13 protein-coding genes are annotated in these 12,506 nt (G+C 48.0%); 6 read left to right on the forward strand and 7 right to left on the reverse strand.

Annotation, left to right across the window (positions count from 1 at the left end; translation table 11 throughout):
• Positions 1 to 9: 9 nt before the first annotated feature.
• The 4 genes from Q0Z62_RS04530 to Q0Z62_RS04545 are packed head-to-tail and all read right to left on the reverse strand — an operon-like array spanning position 10 to position 2,292.
• The gene (locus Q0Z62_RS04530; RefSeq protein ID WP_298051371.1) at positions 10 to 1,065 is read right to left on the reverse strand and encodes an NAD(P)H-dependent glycerol-3-phosphate dehydrogenase; all 1,056 of its coding nucleotides are present in this window, start codon (positions 1,063 to 1,065) and stop codon (positions 10 to 12) included.
• Positions 1,065 to 1,562, reverse strand: coding sequence for a protein-export chaperone SecB (secB, locus tag Q0Z62_RS04535; RefSeq protein ID WP_298051440.1), 498 nt, complete (start codon positions 1,560 to 1,562; stop codon positions 1,065 to 1,067). The genes Q0Z62_RS04530 and secB overlap by 1 nt, the downstream gene beginning before the upstream one ends.
• A 41-nt stretch (positions 1,563 to 1,603) precedes the next feature.
• Complete coding sequence (gene grxC / locus Q0Z62_RS04540) at positions 1,604 to 1,861, reverse strand: glutaredoxin 3 (protein WP_269901174.1); 258 nt, start codon at positions 1,859 to 1,861, stop codon at positions 1,604 to 1,606.
• Between the two features lie 23 nt (positions 1,862 to 1,884).
• Positions 1,885 to 2,292, reverse strand: a complete 408-nt coding sequence (locus Q0Z62_RS04545; RefSeq protein WP_298051375.1) for a rhodanese-like domain-containing protein — start codon at positions 2,290 to 2,292, stop codon at positions 1,885 to 1,887.
• A 102-nt stretch (positions 2,293 to 2,394) separates the two neighbouring features.
• On the opposite strand from Q0Z62_RS04545, the gene gpmA reads away from it, so the two are divergent.
• The 4 genes from gpmA (at position 2,395) to Q0Z62_RS04565 (ending at position 6,959) form a co-directional block, all read left to right on the forward strand.
• Positions 2,395 to 3,141 carry a 2,3-diphosphoglycerate-dependent phosphoglycerate mutase gene (gpmA, locus tag Q0Z62_RS04550; RefSeq protein ID WP_269901176.1) on the forward strand — a complete coding sequence of 249 codons (747 nt, stop codon included), beginning with the start codon at positions 2,395 to 2,397 and terminating at the stop codon, positions 3,139 to 3,141.
• 24 nt (positions 3,142 to 3,165) lie between these two features.
• Positions 3,166 to 4,617, forward strand: a complete 1,452-nt coding sequence (locus tag Q0Z62_RS04555) for a peptidoglycan DD-metalloendopeptidase family protein (protein ID WP_298051378.1) — start codon at positions 3,166 to 3,168, stop codon at positions 4,615 to 4,617.
• Between the two features lie 83 nt (positions 4,618 to 4,700).
• A complete protein-coding gene (locus Q0Z62_RS04560) occupies positions 4,701 to 6,200 on the forward strand; it encodes a S41 family peptidase (RefSeq protein ID WP_269901178.1) in 1,500 nt (499 codons plus the stop codon).
• Positions 6,201 to 6,959: a molybdopterin-synthase adenylyltransferase MoeB gene (locus Q0Z62_RS04565; RefSeq protein ID WP_298051381.1), complete on the forward strand. Its 759-nt coding sequence runs from the start codon at positions 6,201 to 6,203 to the stop codon at positions 6,957 to 6,959.
• A 48-nt stretch (positions 6,960 to 7,007) separates the two neighbouring features.
• On the opposite strand, the gene Q0Z62_RS04570 is transcribed toward Q0Z62_RS04565, so the two are convergent.
• The gene (locus Q0Z62_RS04570) at positions 7,008 to 8,540 is read right to left on the reverse strand and encodes a methyl-accepting chemotaxis protein (protein ID WP_298051384.1); all 1,533 of its coding nucleotides are present in this window, start codon (positions 8,538 to 8,540) and stop codon (positions 7,008 to 7,010) included.
• Between the two features lie 288 nt (positions 8,541 to 8,828).
• Between Q0Z62_RS04570 and Q0Z62_RS04575 the strand changes: the two genes are divergently transcribed.
• Entirely contained in the window at positions 8,829 to 10,382 is a 1,554-nt protein-coding gene (locus Q0Z62_RS04575; protein ID WP_298051387.1) for a methyl-accepting chemotaxis protein, read from the forward strand.
• Between the two features lie 31 nt (positions 10,383 to 10,413).
• Here the strand turns inward: Q0Z62_RS04575 and Q0Z62_RS04580 are convergent, their stop codons facing one another.
• Together Q0Z62_RS04580 and Q0Z62_RS04585 are read right to left on the reverse strand one after the other, a co-directional pair.
• Complete coding sequence (locus Q0Z62_RS04580) at positions 10,414 to 10,749, reverse strand: zinc ribbon domain-containing protein YjdM (RefSeq protein ID WP_269901183.1); 336 nt, start codon at positions 10,747 to 10,749, stop codon at positions 10,414 to 10,416.
• Between the two features lie 59 nt (positions 10,750 to 10,808).
• On the reverse strand, positions 10,809 to 12,236 hold the full coding sequence (locus Q0Z62_RS04585; RefSeq protein ID WP_298051392.1) for a DHA2 family efflux MFS transporter permease subunit: 1,428 nt from the start codon (positions 12,234 to 12,236) through the stop codon (positions 10,809 to 10,811).
• A gap of 69 nt (positions 12,237 to 12,305) precedes the next feature.
• On the opposite strand from Q0Z62_RS04585, the gene Q0Z62_RS04590 reads away from it, so the two are divergent.
• Positions 12,306 to 12,497, forward strand: coding sequence for a DUF3460 family protein (locus tag Q0Z62_RS04590; protein ID WP_269901185.1), 192 nt, complete (start codon positions 12,306 to 12,308; stop codon positions 12,495 to 12,497).
• Positions 12,498 to 12,506 lie beyond the last annotated feature (9 nt).

Genomic DNA, 12,506 nt, shown 5'->3' on the forward strand with positions numbered 1-12,506 from the left:
TGTTCTCTCTTAATACGTTGAGTTTTCTAAGCGTGCAACACGACGTAATAGTTGTTGCACGGCCTCTAGAGGGGGTAAGTCATGAAATAAGACATCACAGACGGCTTGGGTAATGGGCGCGTCAATCTGATGATGTTCGGCAAGGGTTAGGGCTGCCTGAGCACAGCGTACTCCTTCGGCAGTGAGACCTGAGGCTAAAATTTGATCCAAGGGGATGCCTTTGGCTATAGCCAGACCAACTTGTCGATTGCGGGATAAATCGCCGGTAGTTGTTAGGACTAAGTCACCTAAGCCGGTCAGCCCTGAAAAGGTTGCGGCATCACCACCTAGCGCCATGCCAATACGTTGGATTTCGGCTAAGCCTCTGGTGATTAGTGCGGCTCGGGCGTTCGTCCCTAAATGCAAGCCGTCCGATGCGCCACAGGCGATGGCAATGATGTTTTTTAATGCGCCACCAATCTCAACACCCATAATATCGGTGCTGCTATAAATGCGAGCGCTTTGACCATGCAGCACATCAACGGTACATTGAGCCAGCGCTTTGCTGTGACTGGCTACGGTTAGTGCGACGGGCAGACCTTGGGCGACCTCTAGGGCAAAAGAAGGCCCAGACAATGTGCCGGTGTGCAGCCAGTCGTAACGGGGTAAGTGTTGATCGGTTAATTGATGCGGTAATTGTGTGGTGGTTGGCTCAAAGCCTTTACACGTCCGCAAAATATGCAGTGGATGCTTTCGATTTTTTGGTAAATGTGCGGTGATTTGTGCGCACATGTCAGTGAGCCCCGCAAGCGGTACGCCAAGGATAATCAATCCTGGGCCGGAATCATCACCTAATACGTGCTGCATAGCAGCAGCAAAATCGTGTGTTGCGGTTAATGCATTAGGGAGATCAACCTGAGGCAAATAGTGTTGCAGTTGATGTGCGGTATTGATTTCTGCGGCGCTGTCTGCATTTCTGGCCCAAACGAGGGTAGAAGCACGTTGGCAGGCCAGCGCCGCTAATGCGGTGCCCCAGCTGCCTGCGCCGAGTACTAAAACGGGGACAGTAGATAGGGCTTGGGGCATTATTGAACCTGTTGCTCGCCGTTGGCACCTGCCATTTGTTCGGCAACGCGTTGCTCGTACATGGCTTGGAAGTTCACTTCGCTTAGGTGTAGTGCAGGTAATGTGGTGCGGTTGATGGCATCAGCAATTACGGCGCGTAGGTACGGGTACAGCATGGTAGGACATACAATACCAATTAGGGCATCTAGTTGCTCGTTCGGTACGTTAGCAATTTCAAAAATACCGGCTTGGGTGGCTTCAACCAAGTACAGCACTTTGTCTTCGATACGGGTGGTAACGGTGGCGGTTACGGTGGATTCAAAGACCGTTTCAGCTAGACGTTGTGCGCCAACATTAATATCAACGGCAACGGTTGGGCCTTCTTGCTCTAGGAAAATCTGTGGAGCATTCGGCATTTCTAGGGATAGGTCTTTGACGTAGCTGCGTTGCAAGTTAAAGACGGGTGCGGCCTGTTCTTCAGTACCGACGGGTTGGTTTTCTTGATTTTCAGCCATGATGGCCTCCTGAGTTTAGGAAAGTAAAAGGGATAAAAGCCAAATTAGGCAGAAAGTAGTGGTACTAGACCACCCGCTTGATCTAAGGCAGCTAAATCGTCATAACCACCAATATGCTTGTCATCAATGTAAATCTGAGGAACGGTACGACGTTGTGTACGCTCCATCATGATGTCACGCTGGGCAGGATCTCGATCAATAAAAATTTTTTCAATTTCTGTGACGCCGCGTTGTTTAAGTAGCATTTCAGCGCGTGTACAAAAAGGGCACACGGTTGTGCTATACATTGTTACTTTGGCCATAAACAATACCTTCTATAAATGGATTAAGATTTTTTAGTTGGTAGGCCGGCTTGGGCCCATGCTGTAATACCACCCTCAAGGACAGCAACATCGGTAAAACCTTGTTTACGTAACTCGGCAACGCTGCGTTGTGCATTGCGTCCGGTGTCGCAGACCACGATAATAGGTTTGTCTTTGGCGATTTTTTCTGTTTTTGCTGTGAGTTCTTCAGCGGGGATATTACGCGCTTGTGGAATATGGCTCGCTTTATAGCTCTCGGCCTTGCGTATATCGATTAAAATCGCCTGACGCTGGTTAATTTGTTGTACTGCTGTGTTGGCATTGATGGTGTTAGCGCCCCGTTTTGATAGGCCTGGAAACATTAACATCATGCCAGAGATAACAGCCACGACTAGAACCAGTAGATTATTTGTATCGGTTAAAAAGTCCACGATGAGTCCTGTGTAAAACTTAGTTTAAATAAAAGTGTTAAATGGGCAAATTCGACTAATTATAATGGACAAAAATTTTGCAACCTAAAGGCTATTTTTACCATGTATAAACTTGTATTGATGCGCCACGGCGAAAGCCAGTGGAACTTAGAAAACCGTTTTACCGGCTGGACTGACGTTGACCTAACCGAAGATGGTCGTGATCAAGCCAAACAAGCAGGTGAACTGCTAAAAGAAAACGGTTTTAAGTTTGATATTGCGTTTAGTTCTGTACTAAAACGCGCAATCCGTACATTATGGATTGTTTTGGATACGATGGATAGCGTGCATATCCCCGTTGGCAAGACTTGGCGCTTAAATGAGCGTCATTATGGCGCACTTCAGGGCCTCAACAAGGCAGAAACCGCTGAAAAATACGGTGATGAGCAGGTTTTGGTATGGCGTCGCGCCTATGCGATTGGGCCAGACCCAGTGGCCGAAGACGATCCACGTCACCCTAAAAATGACCCGCGTTATGCCAACCTAACGGCAGATCAACTGCCCGCCACAGAGTGTTTGGAACAAACCGTAGCGCGTGTAGTGCCTTTCTGGAATGATTCTATTGCACCGGCAATTCGCTCTGGTCGTAATGTGTTAGTCACCGCGCATGGCAATAGCTTGCGTGCTTTGATTAAACATTTGGATAATATTTCCGAAGAGGATATTGTCCATTTGAATTTACCAACAGGGCAACCGTTGGTGTACGAGCTAGACGAGAATCTAAAGCCGATTCGTCACTACTTTTTAGGTGATGAGGACGCCATTAAAGCGCAAATGGCCGAAGTGGCTAATCAAGCTAAGTCTAAATAGAACGTATTTAGATTAAGAGGCATTATGAAAATACGTACTTGGGTTTTGGTTGTAGGGTTGGCTTTGGGTCAAGGCTCGGTTTGGGCAAATCAAAACCTGAGTGCGCAGCAGGCCGATGCGCGTAAACAGCGAGCAGAGCTGCAACAGCGCATCAGCCAGCTACAAAAAACGATTGAGTCCACCCAGTCAGATAAAAAAGATGCCGCCAGTGCATTGCGTGATGTGGAGTCACGTATTTCAGAAACAGACCGCGAACTAAACGCCTTACAGCAGCGTCAGCAACGGGTGCAGGCTCAGGTCGGTGAATTACAAAAGCAAATTGCCGAGCAGCAAAAAAAACAAGAGCAAGGTCAGCAACAGTTAGCGGAGCAACTGCGGGCTCAGTATGCCAGTGGCTTATCACCGTGGACGGCATTGTTGTCAGGCAATGATCCCCAAGAAATACAACGGGATTTAGGCTATTTGGCCTATATAGCCCAAGCACAGGCCGATCAGGTACGTGCTTTGCAACAAGGTGTATTGCGCCTAGAACAATTACATGCTGCTGAGAAAGCAAATCAGGCTGAATTACAGAAACTAGCCAAAGACACCGAAGCACAAAAACAACAGCTGCAAAAACAACAATCAGAGCGTGAAACGGTATTGTTAACGGTGGAATCGCAATTAAAAGAGCAGCAACAGCAAGCCAAAAACCTTGCGAATAATGATGTGCGTTTAGGTCAATTGATTACAGGACTTGAGCAAGAAATTGCCCGTCAGGCTGAATTACGCCGTCAAGCCGAGGAGCGCCGTAAAGCCGAGGAGGCTCGTCGTCGTGCCGAGCAAGCCCGTCTTGCTGCAGAGGAACAACAACGTAAAGCCGAGCAAGCCAGACAGTTGGCTTTAGCTAGACAACAAGAGCAACAGGCTGCCCAACAACGATTAGAGCAAGCCAGAGCCGACGATGAACGTAAGGCTGAGGAAGCCCGTTTATACGCATTAGCTCATACCCCTGCACAGCCTGCAGAACCTGCCCCAGAACCCACTCCAGCGCCGCCTGCAGCCGCTACCTCAGCGCCAGTTGCTGCGGTAGAGCCAGCAGGTGGCTTTAAGGGGCTAAAAAGAGGCTTGCAGCCCCCCGTGCGTGGTGAGATCCAAGGGCGCTTTGGTACAGAGCGCCCAGAGGGTGGGCCGTGGCGCGGCATCATTTTACGCACCGCAGCAGGTACGCCCGTTAAGGCTATTTCGGCGGGACGGGTGGTGTTTTCAAACTGGATGTCAGGCTTTGGTAATTTGTTAATTATTGATCATGGCGCAGGCTTTTTGAGTATTTATGGGCATAATCAAAGCATGTTAAAACAGGTGGGTGATGTGGTGCAGGCCGGAGAGGCAGTAGCGCGAGTCGGTGCTACCGGAGGACAGATTGAACCAGGTGTTTATTTTGAAATTAGACAGAATGGTCAGCCAGTTAATCCTCAGCTTTGGCTAGGCAACTAAATCACTAAATGCCTATAATGCGGCTAAGGCATTGTAAGATCACATTGATTAGCGTTGGTTTAATTAAATAAATAGGACTGTGCATGAGCACTCGTAGGCTAAACCGTATTGGGTTAATTTTATTAGGTGGTGTGGGTGGTGTTCTTGCCAGTTTGGCAATTAATGCCGTCGCCCAACGAGGCGAACCGTTACCTTTACGCGAACTGCAACAATTTGCTAATGTGTTTTCGGCAATTAAAAGCAGTTACGTAGAGCCCCTAGAGGACAGCGCCCTAATTAACGAGGCGATCAAAGGTCTATTTAGTGATCTTGATCCACACTCTACTTATTTAGATGCTGACGCATTTAAAGACATGGAATCCATGACCCAAGGTGGTTTTGGCGGCTTGGGGATTGAAATTGGCCATGAAAACGGCTTCCCTACTGTGATTTCTCCCATCGAGGATACCCCAGCGGCTAAAGCCGGTATTTTAGCGGGCGATGTGATCGTTAGCATTGACGGTAAATCAACCAAAGATATGCCGTTAAATGATGCCGTTAAAATGATGCGTGGCGAGCCCAAAACGTCGATTAAGCTCAGTATCCAACGTGGCGATCAAAAACCGTTTGATATCACGATTGTGCGTGATCACATTAAGGTAAAAAGTATCCGTGGCAAACAACTAGATAACGATATTATCTATGTGCGTATTTCCCAGTTCCAAGAACGTACTGCGACCGACTTAATTAGCCAGATCAAAACGCTAAGCAATAATCAACGTCCTCGTGGCTTGGTATTGGATTTACGTAATGATCCCGGTGGCTTATTAGACAGTGCCATTGGTGTGTCTTCCGCATTTCTCGAAAGCGGCAATTTGGTGGTATCCACCAAAGGTCGTATTCCTTCCTCAAACCGAGAATACTACGTTAAACCGTTAACTCAGGTGTTGCGTGATAGTGATCGCGCCAGCGCCGATCAGCTTAATTGGCTTAAAGAGATTCCGGTGGTGGTGTTGATCAATGCGGGTTCAGCCTCCGCGTCTGAGATTGTAGCCGGAGCCTTACAGGATCACGGTCGTGCCACCATTATGGGCACACGTAGCTTTGGTAAAGGCTCAGTACAAAGTGTATTACCTTTGGGGCCAGATTCTGGGATTAAGCTCACGACGGCGCTTTATTACACCCCAAGCGGTAAATCCATTCAGGTCACAGGCGTAGAGCCAGATGTGTACGTGGATGACACTGCCCAAGGCAATCTATTCCGTATTCCCCGCGAATCCGATCTACAACGTCATTTAAATAATGCGGGCGTAGAGGACGAGGCGGCCTTCAATAACGAAGACAACTACGTGAAAGAGCCAAAAATGTTCGAATTTGGTGGCGCAGATGACTTCCAGCTGATGCAGGCCATTAACCATATCGAGGGTCGCCCTGTTAAAAAAACGGACCCAACTCTAGTGCAAAGCACCGAGACTACCGATAAGGACGGCGACACCCCCCCAGAGGCAGATGCTGAAAAAAAAACTCCAGTGACCCCAACTAACTCCTCGGACGGTGTAGAGCGTTACCGCATTACGCCTGATGGTCTTAAACCCGTTAACTAAATGAGCCATTTATCTTTAGACGATGACCAGCTCATGCGCTATGCGCGTCATATTTTACTGGACGAGTTCGGTGTAGAGGCGCAGGAACGTATCTCTGCCGCCCGCGTTTTAATCGTGGGGGCAGGGGGGCTTGGCTCTCCTGCTGCTTTTTATTTGGCGGCAGCCGGAGTAGGACACATCACTTTAGTCGATAATGACGAGGTAGATCTTTCCAATTTACAGCGTCAAATTTTGCATGATTCGCAACGGGTTGGCATGAATAAGGCGCTGTCAGGTCAACAGTCTTTGCAGGCACTTAATCCCTTGATTCAAATCGAACCCATTACGGATCGTTTAGATGATGCGGATTTGCATCGTTTAGTGCCACAGCATGATTTGATCTTAGATTGCACTGATAACTTTGCCACTCGACATGCGATCAATCGTGCGGCGGTCGCTCATCGTGTACCGGTTGTGTCAGGGGCAGGAATTCGTTTTTCCGGTCAGATTAGCGTGTATGACTTGCGTGATTCTGCTGCACCTTGCTATCACTGTTTATTCCCAGAGGCCGATGACGTTCAAGAATTACGGTGTGCCACTACAGGGGTGCTAGGGCCTTTGGTTGGTATGGTTGGCTGTATTCAGGCTGCCGAGGCATTAAAGGTGCTGGGCGGGTTTGGTGAACCATTGGTGGGCAGATTGCTTAGTGTGGATGCGTTGACGATGCAGTGGCATACGGTACGGTTTAGGAAAGATCCTGCTTGTGCCGTATGTGGCTAAAGGTGATAAGAATTAAAAAAAGGGCGTTGCGCCCTTTTTTTAATTCGCTCAGTTAGCGGGTAACCGAAATTCTGCTGCCATGCTTTTCAGACGGGTAGCTTGCTCACTTAAACTAGACGTGGCTGCCATGGCCTCTTGGACTAAGGACGCATTTTGTTGCGTTGTATCATCCATTTGCGTGACCGCCATGCCAATTTCACCAATGCCTACGCTTTGTTCTCTGCTTGCATTGGTGATTTCGTCCATGATGCCAGCCACATCTTTAATCGAAGACACAACCGTATCTACAGAGCTACCTGCGATGGTGATTTGCTCATTACCAACAGCAATACGCTCTACGGAAGCATCAATCAGCGTTTTGACGTCTTGAGCTGCAGACGCAGAGCGTTGCGCTAAAGACCGTACCTCTGAGGCCACCACAGCAAAGCCTCGGCCTTGCTCTCCGGCGCGGGCAGCCTCTACGGCGGCATTCAACGCCAAAATATTGGTTTGAAAAGCAATGCTATCAATCACCCCGATAATATCCACAATACGCTCAGAGCTATCTCGGATTTCATTCATGGTGCTCACGGCATCAGACACCGCCTGACCGCTGCGACTTGCCATATCAGAGGCTTGTGCGGCTAGGCGGTTGGCTTCGGCTGCATTATCAGCATTTAACCGTACTGTGCTGGTGAGTTCTTCCATTGCGGCTGCGGTTTGTTCTAGGTTGGCAGCCTGAGACGAAGTACGCTCAGAGAGGTTGCCATTACCAAGGCTGATTTCTTGGGCCGAAATATCAATGGATTCAGCCGCCTTTTGAATGCGACGCGTCATGGCTGTTAGGCCATATTGCATTTTTTGCATGCTGTACATCAAACTGTGTTTGTCAGTGTCGACCAATGGGATGGCCTGCGTGAAATCACCCTCTGTGATGGCATTAGCCACAGTGATGGCTGCTTCTGGCTCACCCCCAATGAGACGTAGTAGGTGCCGTGTCAACCAGCTCATGATAATGGTAATGATAGCGGCGCCAAGTAGACTGATGATGAGGGTGATAATAAGAATTTTTTGGCTAAATTGCGTGATGTCTTCTTTGATTTTGGTGACATTTTCTTGACGTTCTGCAATGGACTCCACAAGTAGGGTGCGCAGCTCTCGCCAGATGGGGGTTTCTTTGGTTCTGATGGCTTCAGCCGCCCATACTGGGGTATGCGCGCGTTCTAACACATAGGCCTGTTCTTTATAGAGTTGGTCTTTCAGGCTGGAAATAGCGGTAAGACGTTGTTGGGTTTGTGGGTCTTCGGTGGCGAGAAGCTGGGCTTGCTCAAGCGCATTATTAAAGACTTGAGCGGCTCGCTCTAGGTTTGTGCGTGCTACATCATCGGTACGATTCAGGGCTATATTGCGCAAGGCTTGCCCCATTTGTAGGCCTTGAGAGTACATCGTTGATTCTTGATGCAGTAAGGCTTGATCTACCTCTAGAAAACGCTGAAAGCGGTTCTTTGAGCTTTGCATACCGAACAACGCCGAGGCTAAGGCGAACGCGAATAAGGTGATGGTAATACAGGTGGTAGCAATAATAGTATGCCGTAGTTTCATCCTAGTATCCTTTATGAGAACAAACGATATGACATGTAAGACAAGGCCAATTTTCTTTTAAATTTACTTTTTTTTACATTGTTCATTATAGGGTTTTTGAGGTTTAAAGGATTTTTATTTAAAACGTCTTGAATTTTGTGTTTTTATTTCACTTGATCTAGCAAATATCAAATCACAGCTTCATAAAATCTTGTATTGTTAGTAATTGAAATTAAAAAAAGACAGAGTAAGTCTGTTGGCGTAGCTCTACATGGGCATACGTAATCTAAGATGGCATTGGAGTTACACATGAAATTTAGTCATAAACTGAGTTTAAGCTCAGGGATAGCATTGGTGGCATTGATCATCGCTTTGCTTTTTTCTTTATTTGGATTGCAGCGTGCGCAGCAGCGAACCGAGCAGTTTTTGCATGTGGATCAGGCCATATTTCATCAGGAGAACTTGATTTACTCTCAAGGGCTACAAACGGCTCAGGCTATCCGTAATATCGTGATGAATCCTAAAAATCAGGATGCCCATAAAAACTTGAAATCTGCCGGTGAAACCATCGAAAAAGCCGCGTTACGTTTGCGAGAGCTTGCGCCGCACGAGCCAGACACCTTGTTGATGGTCAGTCGTTTGCTTGATTTACGTGGTCAGCAGAAACAAATTCACGAGCAAATCGTTGCCAGAGTCGATGAGATGCAATGGGCGGTGGATAAAATCGTCAAAGAGGAAACCCCCGTATGGCGTGAGATACGTCTCATGATTACCAAATCCATTGAACAGCGTCGCAGCAAAATGGAGACAGCCGAAAAAGAGTTGTCTTCATTCTTAGGCCGTATGGCATGGATTAGTGGCATTATTGGTTTAATTGGTACGGCAATTGGTATTGTGCTGATGGTCTTGTTGGGGCGCGGTATTTTGCGTCAATTAGGGGGTGATCCTGCCGAGGCAGCTCAGGTTGCCCATGCCATTGCACAGGGCGATTTTTCACAGCCAGTGCCGTTAGCTGCGGGTGATAATCAAAGTTTGATGTATTCGATGGCGCAAATGCAAGCTAGCTTAGCGGTAATGACTCAAGAAATCCAAGAGGCTGCCGAAGCCATTGAAACCGCAGCCTCAGAGATCAGCTTAGGTAACGTTGATTTGTCTTCACGTACCGAGGCACAGGCTGCTGGCCTAGAGCAAACCGCAGCGGCGATGGAGGAAATCACCAGCACAGTTCGACTGAATGCCGATAATGCTGAACAGGCAAACCGTTTGGCGGGGCAGGCTTCCACGATGGCAGTCCAAAGTGGTCAGGCAGTCTCTAATGCCGTGAGCACCATGAATGAAATCCGAGATAGTTCTGAGCGCATTGTGGATATTATTGGGGTGATTGATAGTATTGCTTTCCAAACCAATATCTTGGCTTTGAATGCCGCCGTAGAAGCCGCCCGCGCCGGAGAGCAAGGCCGAGGCTTTGCTGTGGTGGCCTCAGAGGTGCGGTCTTTAGCGCAACGTTCTGCGTCCGCAGCTCAAGACATCAAAACGCTGATTGATGCCTCGGTGGAACGCATAGCGACGGGTAATGATCAGATTTCGGTCGCCGGTGATTCGGTTAGCAATGTGGTGCAGTCTATCCAAGAGGTGGCTGTCATCATGGACGAAATCACCCATGCGAGCCAAGAGCAAAGTATTGGCATTGGGCAGATTGGGCAGGCAGTAAGTCAATTAGATGATACGACCCAACAGAATGCGGCCTTAGTCCAAGAGGCCACTGCCGCCGCCCAGAGTTTGGCAGATCAGGCGTCTAGACTACGCCAGGTTGTGGGTCGTTTTCGTTTAGCTGACCGTTCTACCCCACGATTGTTGGGTTAAAACAGACCAGCTACATACCCTGTCGTATTGATTAGGCTTTTTTTAGAAACTCGGATTTGAGTTCATAAGACGTGCCGTTGATACGACAGGCGACATCGTGATCGCCATCAATAATACGAATACCACGTACTTTAGTGCCTTTTTTCAGGTTGGTTGATGAGCCTTTTACTTTTAGGTCTTTAATTAAAAGTACGTCATCACCGTCTACTAATACATTCCCATTACTGTCTCGGACTTGATTTGTGTCTTCGGTGCTTTCGGTAGCCTGCATCGGCCATTCATGGGCGCAGTCAGGGCATACGTAGTTATCGCCGTCAGGGTAGGTGTGTTCCATCGTGCATTGTGGGCAAGCTGGGATATTTTCCATGGGTCTTCCTTAGTCTTTTTTGGGCAAATAACCGTTATTTGCTGTTAATTTACGGCATTTTACTCTTTTTTGCTGGGTTGTAGGGCAGACCCGGCCTCTAAAGGTAGACGCTTAAATGACAAGGAGGAAATGGCAGTAAGACCACCAATCACAATAAAGCCCCAAAATAGGTCATCGGCGGTGACGTTCGTGCCTTGCCGCCAAGCCATGCTGACATTAAGAGTAATAGCAGCACAGGCTACACCTAAGCTAATACCAAGCTGTTGGGCCATGGCTGCAAACGAGCTAGCGCGACTCATGGCGTTGCTGTCTAGATCGGCATAGGTGAGGGTATTAACGGCCGTAAATTGCAATGACCTAAATACCCCCCCGATGGCTAAGATTAGCGACATCCACCACAGCGGCGTATCGGCATGAAAAAAGCCACATAGGGCGATAAATAATCCCGTTAATAAGGCGTTATACATCAACACATTTCTATAGCCAAAGCGACGAATAATACGCGGTGCAATCGGCTTAATTACAATGGCCCCTATCGCACTGGTAAATGTGACCATGCCTGCTGCAAAGGCGCTCATACCAAAACCTAGCTGTAATAAAATAGCCAGCATAAAAGGAACAGAGCCTAAGGAAAACCGAAATAAATTTCCCCCAAAAACGGAGATGGCAAAACTGCGTACCCGCAATAGGGATAGGTCAATGATGGGGAAAGCGGCTTGTTTGGCGTGCCAGATGTACCACAGCGCGGTGATGACCCCTGTGCTAAATAGAATACCCAGCTGTTTTGGTGTGAGTTCACTGTGGCCGATGGACTCGAAGCTAACCACTAAAGAGGCAAGTGCAATGGCACTGAGAATAAAACCTAGCCAATCTAAAGGGGGGCGGCTGTCTGGAATATCTGCGCGTATATAGCGCAGTACCAACATAACCCCTAAAATTCCTACGGGGATATTGATGAGAAAGATCCAGTGCCAGGTCATGTAAGTCGCAAAAAAACCACCAACAGGAGGCCCAATAATCGGGCCTAATAAGGCGGGCAAACTTAACACCGCCATTGCGCTAAGTAGTTGGTCTTTGGGAACGCGCCGCAACAAAATAATACGACCTACTGGAACCATCATGGCGCCCGCTGTGCCTTGAATGATCCGCGCGGCGATGAGTTGGTTGAGTGTTTGAGCTGCTGTACATGCTAAAGAACTTAACGTAAAGAGCACAATGGCGGTAATAAAGACCTTACGCGCACCAAATCGATCTGCGGCCCAGCCACTGATAGGCACAAAAACAGCTACGGCAAGTAAATAACTGGTGATAATGGTATTAGTGCGAATTACGTCAGTACCTAGCGAATCAGCAATCATGGGCAGTGCCGTTGCCACCACCGTTGAGTCCAACATTTGCATAAACAGCGCACACCCCACAATATAGGGGATCATACGTATAGAGCGTTGTTCACGCGGTGATAAAGGAGTGGCCTCTTTTGTGCTCATACTGTTCGTCTTCTTGTTAATTTCCAGTACACTGTAGTGTATGTCTAATTTTTCCTTTAAGCACCTATTATGGCAAAGAATTACGAATCTGAAATTACTCAATTTCTGAATCAATTTAAAAAGCAAAATCCAGAAACTGAAGCAGGTCAGCGCGAGGGCCGTGGTCGTTTATGGGATAAACACATTGATCCTGAACTCCAAGAAGGCTACCGTACTGCTGCCGTTCCTCAGCCTCCTTATGTGTACTATCAAAACGATTAAGTACTGATT

This window comes from uncultured Paenalcaligenes sp. (assembly GCF_947630565.1).
Classification (GTDB): Bacteria; Pseudomonadota; Gammaproteobacteria; order Burkholderiales; family Burkholderiaceae_B; genus Paenalcaligenes; species Paenalcaligenes faecalis.

Bases quoted from the DNA above. Each gene is read 5' to 3' on its own strand.
- Q0Z62_RS04530 (WP_298051371.1), bottom strand. From the start codon at position 1,065: ATGCCCCAAGCCCTATCTACTGTCCCCGTTTTAGTACTCGGCGCAGGC.
- grxC (WP_269901174.1), bottom strand. From the start codon at position 1,861: ATGGCCAAAGTAACAATGTATAGCACAACCGTGTGCCCTTTTTGTACA.
- gpmA (WP_269901176.1), top strand. From the start codon at position 2,395: ATGTATAAACTTGTATTGATGCGCCACGGCGAAAGCCAGTGGAACTTA.
- Q0Z62_RS04555 (WP_298051378.1), top strand. From the start codon at position 3,166: ATGAAAATACGTACTTGGGTTTTGGTTGTAGGGTTGGCTTTGGGTCAA.
- Q0Z62_RS04560 (WP_269901178.1), top strand. From the start codon at position 4,701: ATGAGCACTCGTAGGCTAAACCGTATTGGGTTAATTTTATTAGGTGGT.
- Q0Z62_RS04565 (WP_298051381.1), top strand. From the start codon at position 6,201: ATGAGCCATTTATCTTTAGACGATGACCAGCTCATGCGCTATGCGCGT.
- Q0Z62_RS04570 (WP_298051384.1), bottom strand. From the start codon at position 8,540: ATGAAACTACGGCATACTATTATTGCTACCACCTGTATTACCATCACC.
- Q0Z62_RS04575 (WP_298051387.1), top strand. From the start codon at position 8,829: ATGAAATTTAGTCATAAACTGAGTTTAAGCTCAGGGATAGCATTGGTG.
- Q0Z62_RS04580 (WP_269901183.1), bottom strand. From the start codon at position 10,749: ATGGAAAATATCCCAGCTTGCCCACAATGCACGATGGAACACACCTAC.
- Q0Z62_RS04585 (WP_298051392.1), bottom strand. From the start codon at position 12,236: ATGAGCACAAAAGAGGCCACTCCTTTATCACCGCGTGAACAACGCTCT.
- Q0Z62_RS04590 (WP_269901185.1), top strand. From the start codon at position 12,306: ATGGCAAAGAATTACGAATCTGAAATTACTCAATTTCTGAATCAATTT.